General features: G+C 46.9%; 21 protein-coding genes. 12 read left to right on the top strand and 9 right to left on the bottom strand.

Features of this window, described 5'->3' with window-relative positions:
- Positions 1-38 precede the first annotated feature (38 nt).
- Positions 39-677: an isochorismatase family protein gene (locus M3080_RS05305; protein ID WP_249092202.1), complete on the bottom strand. Its 639-nt coding sequence runs from the start codon at positions 675-677 to the stop codon at positions 39-41.
- Between the two features lies 1 nt (position 678).
- Entirely contained in the window at positions 679-1,749 is a 1,071-nt protein-coding gene (locus M3080_RS05300) for an NAD(P)H-dependent flavin oxidoreductase (protein ID WP_249092201.1), read from the bottom strand.
- 120 nt (positions 1,750-1,869) lie between these two features.
- On the opposite strand from M3080_RS05300, the gene mnmA reads away from it, so the two are divergent.
- Positions 1,870-2,961 carry a tRNA 2-thiouridine(34) synthase MnmA gene (gene mnmA, locus M3080_RS05295; protein ID WP_249092200.1) on the top strand — a complete coding sequence of 364 codons (1,092 nt, stop codon included), beginning with the start codon at positions 1,870-1,872 and terminating at the stop codon, positions 2,959-2,961.
- Between the two features lie 112 nt (positions 2,962-3,073).
- On the top strand, positions 3,074-5,200 hold the full coding sequence (locus tag M3080_RS05290; RefSeq protein WP_249092199.1) for an ATP-dependent helicase: 2,127 nt from the start codon (positions 3,074-3,076) through the stop codon (positions 5,198-5,200).
- Between the two features lie 41 nt (positions 5,201-5,241).
- Here M3080_RS05290 and M3080_RS09370 read toward each other — a convergent pair whose 3' ends face one another.
- Positions 5,242-6,393 (bottom strand): metallophosphoesterase, encoded by a 1,152-nt coding sequence (locus M3080_RS09370; protein WP_022473184.1) that lies wholly within the window; start codon positions 6,391-6,393, stop codon positions 5,242-5,244.
- A 68-nt stretch (positions 6,394-6,461) separates the two neighbouring features.
- Entirely contained in the window at positions 6,462-7,367 is a 906-nt protein-coding gene (locus tag M3080_RS05280) for an AraC family transcriptional regulator (RefSeq protein ID WP_249092198.1), read from the bottom strand.
- Positions 7,368-7,675: 308 nt separating this feature from the next.
- Between M3080_RS05280 and M3080_RS05275 the strand changes: the two genes are divergently transcribed.
- The 4 genes from M3080_RS05275 (at position 7,676) to M3080_RS05260 (ending at position 9,849) form a co-directional block, all read left to right on the top strand.
- On the top strand, positions 7,676-8,437 hold the full coding sequence (locus M3080_RS05275; protein WP_249092197.1) for a carboxymuconolactone decarboxylase family protein: 762 nt from the start codon (positions 7,676-7,678) through the stop codon (positions 8,435-8,437).
- A 229-nt stretch (positions 8,438-8,666) separates the two neighbouring features.
- Entirely contained in the window at positions 8,667-8,963 is a 297-nt protein-coding gene (locus tag M3080_RS05270) for a hypothetical protein (RefSeq protein ID WP_249092196.1), read from the top strand.
- A 74-nt stretch (positions 8,964-9,037) separates the two neighbouring features.
- Positions 9,038-9,352 (top strand): quaternary ammonium compound efflux SMR transporter SugE, encoded by a 315-nt coding sequence (gene sugE, locus M3080_RS05265; protein WP_022473180.1) that lies wholly within the window; start codon positions 9,038-9,040, stop codon positions 9,350-9,352.
- Positions 9,353-9,363: 11 nt separating this feature from the next.
- On the top strand, positions 9,364-9,849 hold the full coding sequence (locus M3080_RS05260) for a pyridoxamine 5'-phosphate oxidase family protein (RefSeq protein WP_249092195.1): 486 nt from the start codon (positions 9,364-9,366) through the stop codon (positions 9,847-9,849).
- 65 nt (positions 9,850-9,914) lie between these two features.
- On the opposite strand, the gene M3080_RS05255 is transcribed toward M3080_RS05260, so the two are convergent.
- Genes M3080_RS05255 through M3080_RS05240 form a run of 4 tightly spaced genes read right to left on the bottom strand, consistent with a single transcriptional unit; the run spans position 9,915 to position 12,839 of the window.
- Positions 9,915-10,634 (bottom strand): amino acid ABC transporter ATP-binding protein, encoded by a 720-nt coding sequence (locus M3080_RS05255; RefSeq protein ID WP_022473178.1) that lies wholly within the window; start codon positions 10,632-10,634, stop codon positions 9,915-9,917.
- Entirely contained in the window at positions 10,621-11,283 is a 663-nt protein-coding gene (locus tag M3080_RS05250) for an amino acid ABC transporter permease (RefSeq protein WP_022473177.1), read from the bottom strand. Before M3080_RS05250 ends, M3080_RS05255 begins: the two co-directional genes overlap by 14 nt.
- A gap of 24 nt (positions 11,284-11,307) precedes the next feature.
- Entirely contained in the window at positions 11,308-12,045 is a 738-nt protein-coding gene (locus M3080_RS05245; RefSeq protein WP_022473176.1) for a basic amino acid ABC transporter substrate-binding protein, read from the bottom strand.
- A gap of 41 nt (positions 12,046-12,086) precedes the next feature.
- Complete coding sequence (locus M3080_RS05240) at positions 12,087-12,839, bottom strand: basic amino acid ABC transporter substrate-binding protein (protein WP_022473175.1); 753 nt, start codon at positions 12,837-12,839, stop codon at positions 12,087-12,089.
- A 625-nt stretch (positions 12,840-13,464) separates the two neighbouring features.
- Between M3080_RS05240 and M3080_RS05235 the strand changes: the two genes are divergently transcribed.
- Positions 13,465-14,307: a pyridoxamine kinase gene (locus tag M3080_RS05235; protein WP_249092194.1), complete on the top strand. Its 843-nt coding sequence runs from the start codon at positions 13,465-13,467 to the stop codon at positions 14,305-14,307.
- A 14-nt stretch (positions 14,308-14,321) separates the two neighbouring features.
- Here M3080_RS05235 and dacB read toward each other — a convergent pair whose 3' ends face one another.
- Positions 14,322-15,680, bottom strand: a complete 1,359-nt coding sequence (dacB, locus tag M3080_RS05230; RefSeq protein WP_283162554.1) for a D-alanyl-D-alanine carboxypeptidase/D-alanyl-D-alanine endopeptidase — start codon at positions 15,678-15,680, stop codon at positions 14,322-14,324.
- A 241-nt stretch (positions 15,681-15,921) separates the two neighbouring features.
- On the opposite strand from dacB, the gene M3080_RS05225 reads away from it, so the two are divergent.
- From M3080_RS05225 to M3080_RS05205, 5 genes are all read left to right on the top strand, one after another.
- The gene (locus M3080_RS05225; protein WP_022473172.1) at positions 15,922-16,209 is read left to right on the top strand and encodes a co-chaperone GroES; all 288 of its coding nucleotides are present in this window, start codon (positions 15,922-15,924) and stop codon (positions 16,207-16,209) included.
- 40 nt (positions 16,210-16,249) lie between these two features.
- Positions 16,250-17,884 carry a chaperonin GroEL gene (gene groL / locus M3080_RS05220; RefSeq protein ID WP_249092192.1) on the top strand — a complete coding sequence of 545 codons (1,635 nt, stop codon included), beginning with the start codon at positions 16,250-16,252 and terminating at the stop codon, positions 17,882-17,884.
- 74 nt (positions 17,885-17,958) lie between these two features.
- A complete protein-coding gene (locus M3080_RS05215; RefSeq protein ID WP_022473170.1) occupies positions 17,959-18,588 on the top strand; it encodes a YigZ family protein in 630 nt (209 codons plus the stop codon).
- 119 nt (positions 18,589-18,707) lie between these two features.
- A complete protein-coding gene (locus tag M3080_RS05210; protein ID WP_022473169.1) occupies positions 18,708-20,060 on the top strand; it encodes a dicarboxylate/amino acid:cation symporter in 1,353 nt (450 codons plus the stop codon).
- Between the two features lie 63 nt (positions 20,061-20,123).
- Positions 20,124-20,558 (top strand): rhodanese-like domain-containing protein, encoded by a 435-nt coding sequence (locus tag M3080_RS05205; protein ID WP_249092191.1) that lies wholly within the window; start codon positions 20,124-20,126, stop codon positions 20,556-20,558.
- The last annotated feature ends 277 nt before the right edge of the window (positions 20,559-20,835 follow it).

Raw genomic sequence — 20,835 nt, 5'->3', positions numbered from 1 at the left:
CCCTCAAGCCTCCTTTTTTAACTAAACTCAAAAATCCTTTAACGGATTTCCCTATTGATGACTTCATTACTTGTCACAAACTTCACTCCCTTGGCCTTCAAAAGGCCAATGCCCGTGTCATCCTCTGCAGTTAAACCGGCAACCGCATCCGTGACCCAATAAAGCTGATGTTCATAGTGCAAAGCATCCAAAGCCGTTCTCACCAAAGAACCATCTCGCGACAAGCCGCAAAGATAAATACGATTGACGAAACGGTCTTCGCAATAAGACTGTAAGCCTGTCTGCGTTTTGCGATCTGCTTCTAAGAATGCCGAATAAGTGTCAATCTGCGCATTCGTTCCTTTCAAGATAGCAATCACTCGGGACATGGGTAAACGCAGCCCTCTGGCAAAGTCGGCTCCTACGGAACCCTCCACGCAAAACTTTGGCGTCAAAATGATTTTCTGGCCATCGCAGTCAATACTTTCGCCAGGTTTCATCCCCGCGTGAGAGTCGGCGAAAACAACATGATTGTCAGGTCTGAATTCCTGAGTGGCGATAACACGATCAAAAGTGGCCGCCATCTTCGAGATCGGTTCCAATACCGCTTCAGCTCCCGCAACCGGTAAGGCCCCATCTTTCATAAAATCATTTTGCACATCTTGAACCAAAAGGGCCGTGAAAATCTTAATCGGCATGCTACTCACTCCAACAATCTTTTAAATCATTAAATAATTTCGTCACTATAGCGCAAGTCGTTCCCTTGGGAGCAGTCTGCGCGGCTTGCCCTAAAGCCATTTCCAATAAATCTGGGCGATTTTGAGCAATAGCCGCAGCAAAAATCGGAGCCAGTACACGCAGTTGACCTGGATAAGAACTTACAGCCAAACCCGCTTGGAACAAGGCTTCGATGATTCCGGTTGGTATTAGACGCGTTGCACGCCCAGTACCGACGTCTGACAAACGAGTAGCCGCATCATCACACCAAGGAATCTGATCTTTGAGCGACTGCGGCCACGCTGATTCTTCACTTCTCAGCAAAAGAGAGCCCAATTGCGCCCCACAGGCTCCCAGCATCATCGCTGCGCAGACGTGTTGCGCGCTCATCATGGCACCGGCGGCCACAACGGGCGTGTCCCCACAAACACGGACCACGGGCGGCAAGAGTGCCATCAAGCCAATTTGAGAACCTTCCAAAGGATTTTCAAAGTACTGTCTTGGACCACCCGCTTCTATTCCCTGAGCAATGATGACAGAGCAGCCAGCAGTTTTTAAAACCTTCGCTTCTCGAGTCGAATTGACCGCTCCCATCATGAGGATCTGTCGAGCTTCCAGAGCCTCTGCATAAATTTCACGAGGACCGCCGAAGCTAAAACTTACGACAGGCACGTCCGCTGACAATATGGCCTCAAACTGCTCGTCAAAAGCAGGAATATCCGCCATTTGATGCGCCACACCCAACTCTTCTCTTAAAGGTTCAAGCGCATCAAAAAGATTTTTCGTAGCAACTTTATCTTCCGCTGCCCGAGGAAAGACTCGAATATTTAAAGCAAAAGGTTTTGAAGTAAGCGTTTTAATTCTTTTAACCGCGCTCAGGATTTCGTTGGCATTCATTATGCCGCATGGCATCACGCCAAGGCCGCCCGCCTCACTTATCCCCGCCACCATTTCCGGCGTCGTTGCTCCCATCATCGGTGCTCCGATTAACGGCGCTTCAATTCCTAATAGTGAAGTGAGTCGTTGAGCTTGTTCGCTTAATTTCTTTTGCATTGACATCAAAAAATCCTAAAAAACTTCATGTGCATTGCCAAAATTAACTTCGCTATTTTACAGGTTGCCATCGCAACCTATAATTGCACTCATCGCAATTCAATTTTTAGGATTATCGGCATGGGAAAGCGTGTTGTGGTAGGTCTGTCCGGCGGCGTTGACTCTTCTGTTTCCGCTTATTTACTGAAAAAACAGGGCTACGATGTAATCGGTCTTTTCATGAAAAATTGGGAAGATGACGATGATAGTGAATATTGTTCTTCACGTCAGGATTTCATCGATGCCACAAGCGTAGCGGATGTGATCGGCATTGATATTGAAGCCGTTAACTTTGCCAAAGAATACAAAGAACGTGTGTTTGCTGATTTCCTGCGCGAATATTCAGCAGGCCGTACACCGAATCCAGATGTGCTTTGCAATGCTGAAATTAAATTCAGAGCTTTCCTTGATTATGCAATGGATATGGGGGCCGAGTGCATTGCCACCGGTCACTATGCCAGAACTCGCCTGACCGCTGATGGAAAAACACAGCTTCTTCGTGGTTTAGACGAAACCAAAGATCAAAGTTATTTTTTGCATCGACTCACCCAAGAACAAATTTCCAAAGTGATTTTCCCTGTGGGTGAATTGCGCAAAACGGAAGTTCGCCGTATCGCAGAAGAAATCGGACTGCCTAATGCCAAAAAGAAAGACTCCACCGGCATTTGTTTTATCGGTGAGCGGCCGTTCAGGGAATTTCTAAATCGTTACTTGCCGACACACCCCGGTCCCATGAAAACAACGGATGGCCGCGTGGTCGGTGAACACATGGGCCTGGCTTTCTACACTTTGGGACAGCGCAAAGGAATTGGCGTTGGCGGCAGTCGCGAGGGCAACGGTGAGCCTTGGTTTGTCGCAAAAAAAGACATGGCAACCAATACGCTTTGGATTGCCCAGGGACATGATCATCCTTGGCTTTTGAGCCATCACTTAACCGCTGTCATGCCCAGTTGGGTTAGCGGAAATGCTCCGCTTGAAGGCAGTCAGCTCACCGTGAAAACCCGTTATCGGCAAAAAGATGGGAATTGCACTGTCAGCCAAATCTCAGAAAATGCGTTCACTCTGAACTTTGACGAACCCCAATGGGCCGTCACCCCTGGACAAAGCGCGGTCATTTATGACGGAGAGGTTTGTCTTGGCGGCGGCTTCATTGACGTAATTGATCAACACTAGGTTTTCACAATATCCATTTCCCCCACAGATTCCTTCAACTTTCAAAACTAAAAGTTGGAGGAATCGTGTTTTATACTTTTTCTGTTGAGGCTTAATTTTTTCGGACACAAAAATGCAGGCATGGTTGAGTGGATTAAATCCTGAGCAACAGAAAGCGGTTATGTCCACTGAAGGGTATGTTCGTGTGTTAGCAGGCCCCGGCACCGGTAAAACACGAGCTCTGACCGCTCGCTACTGCTACCTCACAGAAACATTAGGCGTGTCCGCTAAAAATATTTTGTGCGTCACTTTTACCAACAAGGCCGCCAGCGAAATGAAGCAACGCATTCGTCAATGGCTAGGCGACTTGGATTTGGGCTATATCTGTACGTTGCATGCTTTCTGTGTTCAATTTTTAAAAGAAGAAATTCACGTTCTGCATTATCCGAAGAATTTCATCATTTTGGATGTAGAAGATCAGCGAGTATTACTATTAAAAATTTTTGAAGAAATGGGCCTAACGCTCAAAGAGGCCACGATTAAACAGAAAATTGACGAAGTACTGGAAGCCAGAAAACTCACGGCCGGCAGCTACATCAATGAAATCTTTACGCTGAGTAACTCCGAACTTGAAAAACGAATTCAATTGGCAACTGACGTTAATGACGGCATATTTTTGCGCTATCTCTATGAGCAAAAGAAAAACTATGCCTGTGACTTTAACGATTTAATCAACTTCACCGCCTACATTCTTAAACACTATCCCGACATTCTCCAAAAATGGCAGGACCGCATGCAGTACGTGATGGTTGATGAATTCCAAGATGTCAGCGCCAAACAATATTCCATCGCTCAAATGCTTTCAGGCAAACACCATAATCTTTTCATTGTCGGCGATCCTGATCAAACGATTTACACTTGGAGAAACGCTCACGTTAAACTCTTCTTGGATTTCGATAAACAATATCCGGATGCCCAAACCATCGTTCTGCAAACAAATTACCGCTCAAGCCCAGAAATTTTAAAAGCTGCCGACACGCTCATTCAGAAAAATGTTCTTCGTTATCCAAAGGTATTGAAGGCCACCAAACCGAATGGTCCCAAGCCCCTCTTTTTCCACGCACAAAGTGAAAAAGAAGAAGCCGATTGGATTAGCCAAGAAATAAAAAAATTAATCAATGCCGGCAACCGATATGATCAGATTGCAGTTTTATATCGTTCTCACTTTTTGAGTCGGTCAATTGAAGAAAGTTTTGTCAAAAACGTTGTTCCTTACAAGATTTATAGCGGAATCGAATTCTATGCACGGGCAGAAATTAAAGACTGTCTCTCTTACTTGCGTATGCTAACGACAGCCGATGATATTGCCTTTCTGCGAACGATCAACACTCCGGCTAGAAAAATCGGCAAGAAAAAACTGGAATTTCTAAAGACTGTGGCAGAGACAGAACATTGCTCTCTCTACGAAGCTCTAAGGAAGACTTTAGAGCAGGATTTATTCCGATCAACCGGAGCTAAGCAGTACGTCTACGCCATTGAAACGGTGAAAAAAGACGGGCACACCTTATCGCTAGGTTCTGTTTTACAACGAATTCTTGATATGAGTGGCTATGAACACTATTTGAGGCTTCAGTCTGATCAAGAACGTTTGGATAACGTAGCAGAACTTAAACGAGCCATTGAAGAAGAAGGACAGGATCCCGACGCAACACTTCAGGAGTTTTTAAATAAAACCGCTCTACTTAGTAATTTAGATCGAAAAGAAAAGCATGAAGCCGTTAAGGTGATGACGATCCACTCCGCAAAAGGCATGGAGTTCCCTTACGTCTTTATTTGCGGACTCAATGAAGGTGTTTTTCCTTCTAGAAAAATTTCCACGCCTGAAGAAATGGATGAAGAAAGACGAATTGCCTATGTTGCCATGACCCGTGCTATCAAAGCCCTGTATTTAAGCGACAGTGAAGGGTTTTCTAATGACAACGTTTTCAAACTTCCTTCTCGATTCATTTTTGATGCCGGGCGTGAAAATTTAACTTATGTCCGTGAATTGCCGGCGAGCTTTGAGGGACGGGTCAATCGAATAGCCAGCCCCAACATGATTCAACGGTTTCAAAATGGAGACCGTGTTGTGCACCCGGTATTCGGTTGTGGAACCATTATGGATGTGGATACCCAAACGCAGTCCTACAAAATTCAATTTGATCAGTTAAAAACAGAACGCAATATTCAATTCAAAGTGCCGCTAAAGCATTTCCAATGAAAAAGGCGGTTCGCCATTGAACCGCCCCACCGTAGTCGCATCTATTTCCTAGGTTCTGGTTTTGACCTTAAAACAATTTCTGTGATCTCCGAGGGATCCATGACGCGAAGCGCCATTCCGGTCCAAAGACCGGTTCCTGGAGAAACATAAAGTTGCGTTGTTTTATTGGCTTGATAGAGACCAGAGACAAAACCGTCGTTAAAGAAAGCAACAACCGGCTGCATCAGGGCATAAAGACCGCCATGCGTATGCCCGGAAAGCTGTAAATCCACGCCTTCCAAAGTCTTGGCACCCTTAGGTTGGTGAGCAAGCAAAATGGTCGCCGCATCCGGAGCTCCCTGCAGGGCTTTCTTCAAATCGGGGCCCGTAGCTCCGTAACGCACCGCCGAGCGGTCAGTGGTTCCAGCCAAAACCAATTGAGCGCTTCCACGGGTAATAACGTGGTGGCGATTTTCAAGCATCGTCACACCGCTGTCCTCGAAAAATCTCACCCATGCAGCCGCACCATGATGCCACTCATGATTTCCCGTTACACCATAGACGCCATCTTTGGATTTAATCCTGCCGTAGGCCTGTACCTCTTGTGCCAAAGAAGCTTCAGTTCCCTCAATCATGTCGCCAACCAGAACCACTGCGTCAGCATCCAATTCGTTGGCAGTATCAATGACAGCCTCTAGCCACGGACGTTTTAAGAGTTGTCCGACATGCAAGTCGGCCATCTGCACAATTCGATAACCATCAAATTCAGGAGCGAGGCGATCCAGTGTAATTTCCACACGATGCACCGTCGGCACCGTCAGAGCATAGTGAGTACCAGATATGGCAGCTGCTACTGAAAAAATTAAAAGAAGCCAACGATTTTTTGCTTCTTTTAATGGCCAAGGCACATGAGAACCGGTGGCCTTATTGACAACGGTCACCAATACAAAAAGAAGGTCTTTGACCACTAACAAAGGTACCAAGACCAGCAAAATGTTAAAAAGCGACTCCCAAACAATCAGCGTTGTCTCTGAAAGTTGGGGATTAAACATGTGCCCGCCGAAATAGTAGTAATAGGAAAATTTCTGACTGATGGCGAGGAAAAAGACCGTTAAGCCCAGCTTGACCTTCCAAGAAGCTTTAAATGGCAGCACATAACTTAGAAAAACATAAGCCACCAAAACCAATGAAATAATCATTAAAACATTAATCACGAAAAATTCCTTCCGTATCATCGACTTCAGACGGCGTATTTTAGCCGCCTGAAGTCAAAAGTACCGAACTATTGCATAGACATGAACGACTCTCTTCCCAAACCCCGTTGCTGTTTAATGTCTCGATAGGGTGGCAGACCGAACTGTCGTTTGTATTCCCGATTAAATTGACTGGGGCTTTCGTATCCCACTGCGTAGCAAGCCGTGGTGGCATCCATCTTCTGAGTCAACATTAGCCGTTTGGCTTCGTGCAAACGCAGACTCTTGTGAAATTGAAGCGGTGTCATGCAGGTGACTTCTTTGAAGTGCCGGTGAAAGGTTGAAACACCCATATGCACGTTATCGGCCAATTCCGACACACTCAAAGGAGAGGCGTAATTTTCACGCAACCAAGCGATGGCCTTAGCAATCTGCGCGCTGGCTCCCTGCTTTGCATTAAATTCTCGAAGACTCGTACCCAGCGGACTTTGCAGAACGCGGAAATAAATTTCCCGAATAATCATTGGAGCCAACACCTTGGCTTCAACCGGTTTATCCAATAGCCGCATCAGGCGCAGCACAGCTTCCCACACATCATCGTCCACCTGCCCCACGCAAAGCGCTTCATTGACCGGCTTTTCTGGCAAACCGTGAATTTCTTCCAATTGCATAATGAGATCTGACAACACCGAACGGTCAATCTCCACTGCAAGAGACAAAAACGGATGTTCGTGAGTGGCACCAATGGTGCAAAACGTTGCCGGGACATCGACCCCAACCACTAAGCAGTGATTTTTTCCATAAACGTATTCTTTATCACCAATAACGGAACGCTTTTGTCCATCAATGATAAAGGCCAAACTCGTTGAATAAATACTGGCCCCTTCACAGTTACCCTGCTCACGTCTGGATAGACTTAAACCCGAAATAATCGTGGGAAAGGTTCCCAATTCCGGCGTATGCTCAAGCGTGATAGCTCGGAGCTCTTCGTTCATTTTCTCTAATCTTTCACTTTGCATAATGACACCTCACTAGTGTCTATTATTGGCAAGAATCACTTTTTCAGACAAGACAAAATTAATCACGTTTTTGCCTAATCCTCTCAAATTACAGTTTTTTACAACATTTCACAATGAATTATTGACCAAAACCCTCATTGACCAATTCATTTCTAAAAAAGCGCTTTTTCAGTTTTAGGCAAAAATTCGCCCTTTTTGTAGAGGTTCAATCAAGTCCTCACTTTTAGACTTAACGCATAACCCTCCAAATTGGGAGAATGCGAATGAAAAGAAGGACTTTATTGATGAGCAGTTCCATTATTCCCGCGGCTTTTGCCGCCGACGCCCTCGCAACACCGAGTGCACAAGAAAGTCAATTGGCTAAGATGGACCCAGATTTCTCAGCGATTGAAGACTACTTGCTTAAAAAAGAAATGCCGCAAGCCGGTGAAATGTCAGTTAAAAATCGCAACATGATCACTTTGGCTGCACTGACAACCATTAGTGGCGTAACCCGTCTTCATCAGGCTACGGCGGATGCACTCAAAGCCGGTATGTCTGTGGTGGAAATCAAAGAAACGCTTTATCAGTGCGCCCCCTACATCGGTATTACCCGGGTTGAAAGTGCTCTCGTGGAAGTCAACGACGCCTTGCAAAAGCTGGGACAAAATCCAATTCCAACCTCGCAGAGCACGGTCAATGAAAATACGCGCTTTGAAAAGGGGCTCGCGGTGCAAAAGGGCATTTTTGGTAACGCCATTGACAAAATGCATGCGTCAACACCCGAAAATCAAGCCTATATCAGCAAACAAGCGCTGACCGCCTACTGCTTCGGTGATTTCTACACACGCACTGGTCTTGACTTGAAAGCCCGCGAACTGATCACTTTCACCGCCATTATGTGTCTGGGCGGTTGCGAACCGCAGTTAAAAGCACACACAGCCGCCAACCTTTCTGTCGGCAACTCCAAACAGGATCTAATTGATACCATTATGGTCGCCATGCCGTATATCGGTTTTCCCAGAACGCTAAACGCATTGGCTGTTGTTAACGAAATCGCCAAATAGTTTTCTTTTCGTGCTAGCGCCGGTACTCTGTGCCGGCGTTTGTGCAAATCTTTGTGTCATTTCTCAAATATTTGAAAGATTCGCTGCGATTAAAACAATTTATCCATTTGATTCCACTAAATAAATTTCAGTTAACCAAACATTGCTTAAAAATTTTCTAACAAGTTGAGAGAAGTATTTCTAGGTAATTTGAGATACTGAAATGCAGAAGAAAAAAGGAAAAAGAGACATGCCATTTCAGTTCAAAAGCGAAGAAGTTCGTTGCATTATGAAAGCGTGCGAGAACCACACTTTTAGCGGTCCGAAGCCTGCTTGTTTAGCAAACTTAACTCAACGGTTGACTCTTTCGGCGAAAGAATTCCGAGACCTTGTCCGTTATCTCAAGAGCGTTGCGATGGCCGGTATTCACAATGGCACCGTTGGTTGCGGCTTGGCCTACCGCCAATACTTGATGAGTTCCTACAACGCCATGCGAGCGTTGGATATCTGCAATACGGTCAAAATGGCAAGTCTTCCTAGTCGCTAACTTTGTTATACTGCCAGGCAGCGGACGACCGCTCTTTGCACCATTGGGGACGGCCCCGGCTAAAGGAATGACTTATGGCCTGGCTGTCTTTATTTTTCGCCGGTTTAACTGAAATCGGCTGGGCAATCGCCCTGAAATACTCCCACGGTTTCACACGTCTCATCCCTTCAATCCTTGCGATTGGCGTGATGATTTTGAGTTTTTTCCTTCTTGCCCATTCCCTCAAAACGATCCCCATTGGTACGGCCTATGCGGTTTGGACCGGTATCGGCATCATGGGTACCGTCATCTTGGGAATTCTTTTATTTAACGAGCCGGTAAGTTTTTGCCGGATTCTGTTCTTATCCATGATTCTGATCGGCATTGTCGGTCTTAAAGTCACTCAATAAGGAGCATATCCATGTTTCCCAACATGCGTCGCCACTTACAGCAAATCTCTCAGGAACGATCAATTGATATTTTGAGAAAAACCACCAATGCAGTGTTGGCTATTTTTGACAACATCACGGGCTATACGTACGCGGTACCTGTCAGTCCGGTCTACGATGAAGGGCACCTCTACATCCACAGTGCTCCGATGGGCCATAAAATTGCGGCTCTTAAAGCCAATCCCAAAGTATCGTTATGCGTCATTGAAAAAGATGAAATTCATCCTGAAACGCTTACAAGTTACTTTCGAAGCGTTATTGTTTTCGGCACCGCACGATTCGTTACCGATCCTAAGGAAAAACTCGCCGTTTTAGAAAAACTCGTCGATAAGTTTGCTCCGGATTATCGAAAAGAGGGAGAAGCCGAAGCCCATCAAAAACTTGCCTACGTTGCCATCATTGATATTGCCATCGAACACATAACCGGCAAAGAGGCTATTGAACTCGTAGAACATTAACTCAAAGGGAAAAGGCCGAGAAAGGAATATCCCCTCTCGGCCTCTTTCATTAAGCGACGTTTTCTTTAGAGCACTTTCGACAAGAATGCTTTCGTACGATTGTGCTGCGGATTACTAAAGATCTGCTCTGGCGTTCCTTCTTCCACAACGCTGCCGCCATCCATGAAGATCACCCGGTCACCCACTTCACGGGCAAAACCCATTTCGTGCGTAACGACCACCATGGTCATACCTTCTTTGGCCAACTGCTTCATCACATCAAGCACTTCTTTGACCATTTCCGGGTCCAAAGCAGAGGTCGGTTCATCGAACAGTAAAGCCTTCGGACGCATCGCCAATGCGCGGGCAATAGCCACACGTTGTTTCTGACCGCCGGAGAGCTGAGAGGGGTATTGATCAGCCTTATTGCGCAAGCCCACCTTATCCAAAAGGCGGAACGCGATTTCTTCGGCTTTCTCTTTACTCATCTTACGAACCTGAATCGGAGCGAGTGTCAGATTTTGCAACACCGTCATATTTTCAAACAGATTGAAGTGCTGGAACACCATTCCGACTTCCGCGCGGATGTGGTCAATATTGGTTTTATCATCGACTTCTTCACCGGCGATAAAAATCTTGCCTGCAGTCGGCTGCTCCAAATGCGTGATGCTACGCAAAAGCGTACTCTTACCAGAACCCGACGGACCGATGATCACCACCACTTCGCGCTCTTTGATCTCCATGTTCACACAAGGCAGAACGACATGATCGCCGAAGGCCTTTTTTAAGTCTTTAATTACGATCATTTGACTTAAACCTCTTTTCCAAATAAGCGACCAAACGGGTAATCGGCATGGTCATCAGTAAGTAAATCAATGCAACGGCAGTCCAAATTTCCATGGCACCGTACGTGCTGGCAATCACCAACTGACCTTGACGAGTCAATTCTTCGAAACCAATCACGGACACCAAAGAAGAGTCCTTCAACATGGCGATAAATTCATTGCCAAGCGGCGGGATGATTCGCTTAAACGCTTGGGGAATGATGATAAAGCGCATCGTCTGAGACCAATTCAAGCCCAAAGAACGACCGGCTTCCATCTGACCCTTATCAATCGACTGAATACCGGCACGGAAGATTTCGGCAATGTAAGCGCTGCTGTTGATACTGCAAGCCACAATGGCCGCAATGAAGGGATCAATACGCGTCCCGATCAAAAGCGGCAATGCAAAGTAGATCATAAAGATCTGAACCAAGAGTGGCGTGCCGCGCAAAAAGTCCACATAGACTTTTGCAGGAACTCTGAAAAAGGCTACACGGGAAATCTGGGCGATACCGATAAAAAGACCGAAGAATAACCCCAGGCCCACGCTGATCGCCGTAATCTGAACCGTGACGCACGCCCCTTGGAATAGCAAGGGAAGCGAGTCAATGATAAGTTGAAAGTCAAACATTTTTTATTGTGTATTCTCTATGAATTAATGAGCGCCAAACCACTTGGTGTAGATCTTGTCATAGACACCGTTGGCGCGAATGCGCTTAAGACCTTCGTTGAGTTTTTCAATGAGGGCCTTGTTGCCTTTTTTAACAGCCATGCCGTAATGCTCTGCATCGAAGACCTGAGGCACAGTCGTGACTGTCTCATCACCGCGGCGGACCAAGTAATAGTCCACCACCGGCTTATCGTTAATCACAGCCGTACAGCCCTTTGTCTTTAATTCCATAAAGGCTTCCGTGATGCTGTTAAATTCGGTCACCTTGGCGTTTTTCACGCGCTTGGCCATCATGGCTCCGGTCGTACCGATCTGTGCACACAAACGTTGGCCTTCAAGGCTTTCAAAATTTGTGTACTTTTTGGCATCTTCCTTGCGCACCATGATCACAAGGCCGGACTGATAGTAGGGATCGGTGAAATCCACCCTCTTTTGGCGCTCCGGCGTAATCGTCATGGCGGCAACCGTCACATCGATGATTCCGGTTTGAAGCGACGGAATCAAGGCATCGAAACCCATGTTGTGCACACGCACGTCATCGCCCATTTCCTTAGCAACCGCTTCAATGATTTCCATGTCAAAACCGGTCAATTGCTTCGTTTGTTCATCCATGAATTCAAACGGTGCAAACGTTGCTTCGGTTCCAACACTAATTGTTGCCGCTTGAGCGCTTGTAGCCAAAGCAGCTCCGACAGCCAACGAGAGTAAAAATTTCTTCATCATTTTCTAATCCTTTCTACCATCCGGCCGGCTCTCAGCCTTCTTTATTTTTGGGCGCCGAACCACTTGGTATAGATCTTATCGTACTCGCCACTGGCCTTGATCTTTTCAAGACCGGTGTTTACCCAATCGGCAAGCTTCTGGTTGTTCTTTGCCACTGCAATACCATAATCTTCAGCCGACAAGGTTTCAGGCAAACGGAACACACCTTTAGTGCCGCGACGAGCCATATAGTAATCCATAACAGGCTTGTCATGCACAACCGCATCACATCCGCCCGATTGCAATTCCATGAAAGTTTCCGGAGCGTTATTGAATTCCTTCACGTTCTTGCCGGAGAATTTGCGAGCGGTGATCGCACCGGTCGTACCGATTTGAGCACACAGGGTCTTGCCCTTGACACTATCAATCGTGGTGTACTTACCTTTATCGGCTTCACGAACCATCACCGCCAAACCCGATTGATAATAAGGCGTTGAGAAAAGAACTCGACGCTTGCGTTGATCGGTAATGGTGATGCCGGACATGGCGATATCAATGGCTCCTGTTTGAAGAGAAGGAATCAGACCATCAAAGGGAACGTTGTGTAATTTCACCTCTGCGCCCTGAGCTTTGGCAATCGCCACAATCAATTCCATTTCAAAGCCGGCCGGCTGATTGTTTTCGTCCACGTATTCAAACGGAGCAAAAGCCATGTTTGAGCCCACGTTGTAAACTTCGGCAGCCTGTGCCTGAGCCATCACACCGGCAGCAGCCAAAATAGCCGCCATCGCAGTCATTTTTGCTTTAAAGGTCATTTTCTATCTCCTATAAGCATTTACCGGTGATTCGGTCTTACCGTTTTTGTCGCGCGCCGTCACCGCCAGTCCGTTTATTCGGTACAAAAAGAGCCACCGCTCAAGTTGTGAGGAGACAGTTTATTGATTCAATCTATTTAAACAAACCCCTTCAATTAATTCTGCCTTTTATCAATAGTCGAAAACACTCAACAAAAAGCCGACAATAAACATGATTAAAACAACATTCTTCGGCAATACCTTGAAAAAATCAGCATTCATTTTCAATTGTGATTCAAGAGCAAGGATATCGCTAAAGAAACTTGTTTCCCGTTTTTGAGAGTTATCGCTTCCAATTACTTAATTTTCCTTAGAAAATTATCGGATATTTTCTTTAAAAGAACCTTGTATAGCTTAAATATCCTTTAAATATCAGATAGTTAGTTAAATTTCAATTTTTTATCACCTACATTTTTTTGCTTTATTTTTGTCGACTAATTTTTTCTTTGAGTTAGCTCAAAGTTTCTGTTTTTCTGAAAAAAGGAACCTAGGTCAAACGAACTATGCACAGTCAAAGAAATCCGATTAGACTCTACCGTTCATTACTACAAATAAATAGCATCCCTCAATGTCAAGGAGTTTTTCCATGGCTACAAAAAGAGTTTTGGCAATTCACGATCTTTGTTCATTCGGTCGCTGCTCACTCACAGCGGCCATCCCGGTGATTTCGGCAATGGGCTCCCAAGTTTGTCCGTTTCCCACCGCCATTTTCAGCAATAACTTTACGTATGGCGACTTCACCTTCTCCGATTTCAGCTCAAAAATGAGCACTTTTATGGATAAGTGGCAAAAACTCGGCCTTACCTATGACTGTATTTACAGCGGTTTTTTAGCCGATATTGGTCAAATTGAAATCGTCAAAGAAGCAATCGCCCGCTTCGCCCGTTTAAATTCAAAAAACGTTCTTGTCGTTGTGGATCCTGCAATGGGCGATGATGGCGCTCTTTACCCAACATTAAATTCTGAATTTGTCACGCACATGCGCGCTTTGACAAAAGAAGCCGATGTCATCACCCCCAATTACACGGAAGCCTGTTTATTGCTTGATCAACCCTACAATTCGACGGCTCCCGACCATGACACCTTGCAAAACATTTGTCGCACGCTTGCCAGTGGTCATCAAAAACAAAAAGTTGTCATCACCAGTGTTCCGGCTGAAGAAGGACAAATTAAGGTGGCGTGCTACGACGCAGAGACTGGTGCTTATCACGACTTCAGTACGCCGCGCATTCCTTTTGCGACCTGCGGAACAGGCGATTTATTCACAAGTGTTTTAACCGGAGCCATGCTTCAAGGGAAATCCTTAAACGAAGCCGTGTTACTCGCCATGAAGTTTGTGAGTCTTGCAATTGACTACACCTACAAGTCCGGCAGCGACTATCGGGAAGGCGTTCAGGTTGAACCCTGCTTGAAGCACTTGTTTGACTAAATTGGTTGGTCTTTTTAACCGTTGAAATAAATCCATTCGATCAAGCGATCAATGGGAGCATCCGTCTTGGTGGCATTTTTCCCCTGGACAACGGCGTAAAGCGCGTATCGCTTACCGCTTCTTGCCTGCACCATGCCACCGGCGGATTTCACATTATTAAGTAACCCCGTTTTGATGTAGGCATGGCCAGTAGCCACCTGACGGTTAGACATCGTGCCATCCGTTGCCGATATGGGAAATGATGAAATCCACTCCGGCATTCTGGCGCTCCTCCAACCATAGGCAATCAGTTTAGTCATCGCATGCGCCGTTACCCGACTTTTGCGAGATAGTCCCGATCCATTATCCAAAGTGATTTCACCTGGCGTCGTTTTAACGGCCAAAGTTAACCACTGCTCAACGATTTTTCGTGCATGAGAATAGCTCGCCGGCACTTGCGGACTGTCCTTAGCCGCCATTGTCAGCAAAAGATGTTTAGCAAAAACGTTATTGCTGAATTTATTGGTAAGTTTTACAAGCGTTCCTAAATCGTCCGACCAGGCATCAAATAAGAGCTGCGCCGCTTCAGGAACACCCCCTTCAATAACCTTTCCATCCCAAGCTAATCCGACTTGACGAGAGATGGTCTTCATATAAATCTGCCAATACGAATTGGCATCCGGTACGAGATAAGCCAGGATTTTTTCATCACACCCCGCGGGCAAAGCCCCTTCAAACTGGGGAGACCATGGATTTTCTATATCCAATTCCAAAGCCTGACGCCATTGCACACAGGCTTTGCGTCGAGCTAACGGAACCGATACCGGAACTTCAAGTCCATCCACTTGAGGCGAGACGGTAACAAGTGCTCGCCTTTGCTCTTTTTGAGGCGTCAGGGTCAGCGCAATAGAACGGTAGTTTAAAAGCGCCGCATCCGCCGGCGCGGTATAAGGGCGATCCCAATCCTCTTCAAATTCAGGATCTTGCTTATCTTTTTCAAAGTACGAGCGATCAATAACAACGTCTCCTGCGATATGGTTAATCCCCATGGACTTTAGACGCGATAGGTCTCTCCACAAATTTTCAATCACATATTTAGGATCGCCCCCTCCCTTAATAAAAAGGGTTCCGATTAAAACGCCGTCTGAAATTTCCCCTGTGTAATAAAACGAGGTTTTCCAACGCCAATCCGGCCCCAAAAATTCCAAAGCCGCCAACGTTGTTACCATTTTTTCAGTTGAGGCGGGAATAACCTTGACTCGATCTCGCCAATTTAAAGAAAGCCGCCCCCCGTCCAAAGCTACCACGCTGGCAGCCATCTGATTCTTCTCTAGATTCTCAGACCGTAAAGCATCTGAAACTGTAGGTGGCAAAAAATTTTGCGCCCAAGCCATTTCCATTACAAAACAACAAGTTAACAATGAAATAAAGCTTGAGAAAGTAAAATTTTTCATCTTTTTTAGCCTATCCCCTTGAAATAGAAAAAAGCATCCCCATATGAAGCATTAGTTTCAAGGGGGAAATGGTTCGGTTGCGCATATTGTCCCGCAATCGAAAAGAAATTTCCCAAAAATTGACCCAGAATGGGTCTTTTTAGAATCGATTTTTGAATTTAATAGTTAGGAGACATTCCAAATGCAAATTCGTCCTCTGCACGACCGTGTGATCGTCAAGCGCCTGGAAAGTGAACGTACGACCGCTGCCGGTATCGTTATTCCGGATAGCGCTGGTGAAAAGCCCGACCAAGGTGAAGTCTTGGCTGTTGGCCCCGGCAAGCGTGACGACGCCGGCAAGATCATCCCGATGGATGTGAAAGTGGGCGACCGCGTGCTCTTTGGTAAGTACGCCGGCCAAACCGTTAAGGTTGAAGGTGAAGAATTGCTCGTGATGCGTGAAGAAGACATCATGGGCGTGTTGGAATAATTTTCCGCCGGTACTGATTTATTAGTTGGAGTATTAACCCATGACTGCTAAACAAGTTCTTTTTGGTGATGACGCCCGCGTGCGCATGGTTCGCGGCATCAACATTTTGGCTAACGCCGTTAAAGTGACGTTGGGTCCGAAGGGTCGTAATGTTGTGTTGGATCGCAACTTCGGTAGCCCCTTGGTCACCAAGGACGGTGTGACAGTTGCCCGCGAAATCGAACTCAAGGATAAGTTCGAAAACATGGGCGCTCAAATGGTTCGTGAAGTGGCCTCTAAGACCAACGACAATGCCGGTGACGGTACAACGACCGCTACGGTTTTGGCTCAAGCCATCGTTGTTGAAGGTATGAAGTTTGTGGCCGCCGGCATGAATCCGATGGATTTGAAGCGCGGTATCGACAAGGCTGTTGAATGCGCCATTGCTGAATTGAAGAAGATCAGCAAGCCCGTGACCACCACGAAGGAAATCGCTCAAGTCGGTTCTATTTCTGCCAACAGCGACCAAGAAATCGGTGAAATCATCGCTGAAGCCATGGAAAAGGTCGGCAAGGAAGGCGTGATCACGGTTGAAGACGGCAAGTCCTTGAAGAACGAATTGGATGTGGTCGAAGGTATGCAATTTGACCGCGGCTACCTCTCCCCGTACTTCATCACGAATCCGGACAAGCAAGTGGCTGTTCTTGAAAACCCGTACATCTTGTTGCACGACCAAAAGATCAGCAACATCCGTGATTTGCTCCCGATTCTTGAACAAGTGGCCAAGGCCGGTCGTCCGCTCTTGATCATTTGCGAAGACTTGGAAGGCGAAGCCCTCGCTACGCTCGTTGTGAACAGCTTGCGCGGTATCTTGAAGGTCTGCGCTGTTAAGGCTCCGGGCTTCGGTGATCGCCGTAAGGCTACCTTGGAAGATATCGCCATCTTGACGGGCGGCACGCTTGTCACGAAGGATATCGGTTTGTCTCTCGACAAGGCTACGCTTGAACACTTGGGTCAAGCCAAGCGCGTTGAAGTCAACAAGGAAAACACCACGATCATCAACGGCGCCGGTAACCCCGAAATGATCGAAGCACGTGTCAAGAACATCCGCACGCAAATCGAAAGCGTAACGAGCGACTATGACCGTGAAAAGCTTCAAGAACGTGTGGCCAAGTTGGCCGGTGGCGTTGCCTTGATCAAGGTCGGTGCTGCCACCGAAGTTGAAATGAAGGAAAAGAAGGCTCGTGTTGATGACGCCTTGCATGCTACCCGCGCTGCCGTTGAAGAAGGTGTGGTGCCGGGAGGCGGTGTTGCTCTCGTTCGTGCCCAAAAGGCTGTTGCTCAATTGAAGGGTGACAACGAAGAACAAACGGCCGGCATCAAGATCGTCTTGCGCGCCATGGAAGAACCGATGCGCCAAATCGTCGGTAACGCCGGTCTCGAACCGAGCGTGGTCGTGAACGCTGTGGCCAATGGTGAAGGCAATTACGGCTTTAACGCTCAGACGAGCGAATACGGCGACATGGTTGCCATGGGTGTCTTGGATCCGACCAAGGTAACCCGTACGGCCTTGCAAAATGCCGCTTCTGTTGCCAGCTTGATCCTCACCACTGACTGCATGATCGGTGACATCCCTGAAGACAAGCAACCTGTGGCCCCGGCCATGGGCGGTATGGACGGTATGCCGATGATGTAATCGGTATCAACCGAATGATCTGATACCTGGCCCGAGAAGGATTACTCTTTCCCGGGCCATTTCTTGCATAGACAATGGCTGACCGTTATAACGTTCCGAACCTTGCGGCCGGAGAAATTCACCGGGCGGAAGAAACGATTCACCGCTCACGTTTCATCGTGACAATGGCTCGAGTGAGTTCTCCAGAAGAAGCTAAGGCATTTATCGACTCTATCCGAGCCGAGCACGACCAGGCAACTCACAATTGTTGGGCGTACGTGGCAGGCGAACCTGGCAGTACGGCTCAAATCGGTGCCAGTGACGACGGAGAACCGAAAGGTACGGCAGGTCGCCCAATGCTTACCGTCTTGCTTCATTGCGGGGTGGGAGAGATCGCTGCGGTTGTCACCCGCTATTTCGGCGGCATTTTGCTGGGAACAGGCGGTTTGGTTCGTGCCTATCAGGGATTGGTTAAGTTAGGATTGGAAACTCTTCCAGTAACCGAACGCGTTCCATCCGATCTTTTGAAATTCACACTGGAACATCCTTTTGTCAATATTGCCCTTCGAGAATTTGAAAACCATCAGGCAAGAATTCTCGAAAAAGACTTCGCAATGGATGCCACCTTCACGGTTTCAGTTCCGCAGTCACAAGCAGAAAACCTGATTAACACCCTCACTGAAAAAACATCAGGTGGTTTGCTTATTGAAAAAATACAGGGATAACCCGTACAATACTCGACGTGCGTCAAATTTTGGCGCTCTCTTTACAACTCTTGTGGGCTTCAGATCTCTGCCTAACAGTTTTCGAGATCGAGGTTCCCGCCCTTACAGAAAGGACGGATATGAAAAAACCTATTTATAAAGTTCTGTACTTCCAGGTGATCTGCGCGATCATCATCGGTGTTCTTCTCGGCTATTTTTACCCGGACCTCGGTGCTTCCATGAAGCCGCTCGGAGACGGCTTCATCAAATTAATCAAAATGATTATCGCCCCGGTGATCTTCTGTACGGTTGTGACCGGTATTGCCGGCATGGAAGACATGAAAAAAGTGGGCAAAACGGGCGGCTTGGCCATTTTGTACTTTGAGGTCGTCAGTACCATTGCCTTGGTGGTCGGTCTTATCCTGGTTAACACCCTGGGGCCTGGCCGCGGCATGCACATTGATCCGGCTACGCTTGATGCCGGTTCTGTTGCCGTTTACACCTCGGGCGACAAAATGGAGTCAACGGCGCAATTCCTGATGAACATCATCCCGAACACGGTGGTGAGCGCCTTTGCTGAAGGCAACATTTTGCAAGTACTCTTTTTCTCCATCCTTTTCGGGATCGCTTTACACCAATTCGGTGGCCGCGGCACCTTGGTCTTTGACGTGATTGAAAAGAGCTCGCAAATCCTTTTCCAAATCGTCAACATGATCATGAAGGTCGCCCCGATCGGTGCGTTTGGCGCCATGGCCTTTACGATCGGCAAATACGGTGTCCAATCGCTTCTGCCTTTGGCCGAACTGATGGGTACGTTCTATCTCACCTGCCTGCTCTTTATCTTCGTTGTGTTGGGTGCCATTTGCCGCTACGCAGGCTTTTCCGTATGGAAATACATCTGCTACATCAAGGAAGAGCTTCTCATCGTGTTGGGCACTTCTTCTTCTGAATCCGCGCTGCCCAAGATCATGGATAAGCTTGAAAAAGCCGGTGTGAGCAAATCGGTCGTAGGTCTTGTTGTTCCGACCGGTTACTCCTTTAACTTGGACGGCACCGCGATTTACCTCACAATGGCAGCCGTTTTCATCGCACAAGCTTGTGACGTCGACATGACGCTAACCCAAGAACTCACTCTCTTGGCTGTGCTGCTTTTAACAAGTAAAGGCGCTGCCGGTGTCACGGGTTCTGGCTTCATTGTTCTGGCCGCTACCCTCTCAGCCGTGGGTCACGTCCCCGTGGCTGGCCTTGCCTTGATTCTCGGCATCGACCGCTTCATGTCTGAAGCCCGCGCTTTGACCAACATCATCGGCAACGGTATCGCCACGATTGTGGTTGGCAAATGGTGTAAGGAACTCGATGAAGAAAAACTACACAGCGTCTTAGGTAAATCCGATGCGAAGATTCCTGAAATGCCGGAATTGCCGGAACCCAAAGTTTTCCGCGATACGCAAGAATTGAAATATATCCCTATCGACGACTACACTAACCGCTAATTTAAGGTAACCGCAATCCCCATCTCTCAACGATTTGGGGATTGTTTTTTAGGAACGTTCATCATGCTAAGAGTTCTTTTTCTTTCCTCACTGACTATCTTGGCGATTTCCAACGCACATGCCTTGGAACCGGTAGAACCTCAACCAGCCGTTCCACTAACTTTTACAAACCCAGCCTACCAAAAAGTGGTCCCGGCAGAAGCCTTAAAGATGATCAAAGAAGGCGTGGTTGTGATTGATGTGAGAAATCCAATTGAACGATTGACAGAAGGCTACATCAAAGGATCGGTTAATGTACCGCTATCTTCACTTAAATCCGGTGCAAAATTAACCGCTGTCCCCAATTTTGATCAAAAGGTCCTTGTGCATTGCCGCTCAGGCGTTCGTGCTGAAAACGCCGCTCGAATCCTCATTTCGACCGGCTACAAACATGTCTATAACATGTACGGAATCTTGCAATGGCCCTACAAACTTGAAAATGCCATCTTGTCAAAATAAATATCGGAAAGGACGACCTCTGTCGTCCTTTTTGTCATCCTCTGTTAAATAAGATGATATTTTTCCTGAAACGCCGCCAAAGACTCTTTACTGAGATGACCGTCAGTCAAAATGCCCTCAGCTTTTAGGCAATCATAAACTTGGAAAATATCCTTATCTCCTCTCCCCGACAAATTCACGATAACTTTTTACTCTCTCATAGTGACCCATAAAACCCATTCATTTGACTAGAATAAAGTATGTTTAAGTAGGTTATTTCTAACTGTTCCTAACCCTG

This window comes from Parasutterella secunda, from assembly GCF_023336895.1.
GTDB classification, from domain to species: Bacteria; Pseudomonadota; Gammaproteobacteria; order Burkholderiales; family Burkholderiaceae_F; genus Aphodousia; species Aphodousia faecalis.
Note: the sequence above shows the minus strand (reverse complement) of the source record. Positions and strands in the feature narration are given on the sequence as shown.

Bases quoted from the DNA above. Each gene is read 5' to 3' on its own strand.
- M3080_RS05305 (WP_249092202.1), bottom strand. From the start codon at position 677: ATGCCGATTAAGATTTTCACGGCCCTTTTGGTTCAAGATGTGCAAAAT.
- M3080_RS05300 (WP_249092201.1), bottom strand. From the start codon at position 1,749: ATGCAAAAGAAATTAAGCGAACAAGCTCAACGACTCACTTCACTATTA.
- mnmA (WP_249092200.1), top strand. From the start codon at position 1,870: ATGGGAAAGCGTGTTGTGGTAGGTCTGTCCGGCGGCGTTGACTCTTCT.
- M3080_RS05290 (WP_249092199.1), top strand. From the start codon at position 3,074: ATGCAGGCATGGTTGAGTGGATTAAATCCTGAGCAACAGAAAGCGGTT.
- M3080_RS05280 (WP_249092198.1), bottom strand. From the start codon at position 7,367: ATGAACGAAGAGCTCCGAGCTATCACGCTTGAGCATACGCCGGAATTG.
- M3080_RS05275 (WP_249092197.1), top strand. From the start codon at position 7,676: ATGAGCAGTTCCATTATTCCCGCGGCTTTTGCCGCCGACGCCCTCGCA.
- M3080_RS05270 (WP_249092196.1), top strand. From the start codon at position 8,667: ATGCCATTTCAGTTCAAAAGCGAAGAAGTTCGTTGCATTATGAAAGCG.
- sugE (WP_022473180.1), top strand. From the start codon at position 9,038: ATGGCCTGGCTGTCTTTATTTTTCGCCGGTTTAACTGAAATCGGCTGG.
- M3080_RS05260 (WP_249092195.1), top strand. From the start codon at position 9,364: ATGTTTCCCAACATGCGTCGCCACTTACAGCAAATCTCTCAGGAACGA.
- M3080_RS05255 (WP_022473178.1), bottom strand. From the start codon at position 10,634: ATGATCGTAATTAAAGACTTAAAAAAGGCCTTCGGCGATCATGTCGTT.
- M3080_RS05250 (WP_022473177.1), bottom strand. From the start codon at position 11,283: ATGTTTGACTTTCAACTTATCATTGACTCGCTTCCCTTGCTATTCCAA.
- M3080_RS05245 (WP_022473176.1), bottom strand. From the start codon at position 12,045: ATGATGAAGAAATTTTTACTCTCGTTGGCTGTCGGAGCTGCTTTGGCT.
- M3080_RS05240 (WP_022473175.1), bottom strand. From the start codon at position 12,839: ATGACCTTTAAAGCAAAAATGACTGCGATGGCGGCTATTTTGGCTGCT.
- M3080_RS05235 (WP_249092194.1), top strand. From the start codon at position 13,465: ATGGCTACAAAAAGAGTTTTGGCAATTCACGATCTTTGTTCATTCGGT.
- dacB (WP_283162554.1), bottom strand. From the start codon at position 15,680: ATGGCTTGGGCGCAAAATTTTTTGCCACCTACAGTTTCAGATGCTTTA.
- M3080_RS05225 (WP_022473172.1), top strand. From the start codon at position 15,922: ATGCAAATTCGTCCTCTGCACGACCGTGTGATCGTCAAGCGCCTGGAA.
- groL (WP_249092192.1), top strand. From the start codon at position 16,250: ATGACTGCTAAACAAGTTCTTTTTGGTGATGACGCCCGCGTGCGCATG.
- M3080_RS05215 (WP_022473170.1), top strand. From the start codon at position 17,959: ATGGCTGACCGTTATAACGTTCCGAACCTTGCGGCCGGAGAAATTCAC.
- M3080_RS05210 (WP_022473169.1), top strand. From the start codon at position 18,708: ATGAAAAAACCTATTTATAAAGTTCTGTACTTCCAGGTGATCTGCGCG.
- M3080_RS05205 (WP_249092191.1), top strand. From the start codon at position 20,124: ATGCTAAGAGTTCTTTTTCTTTCCTCACTGACTATCTTGGCGATTTCC.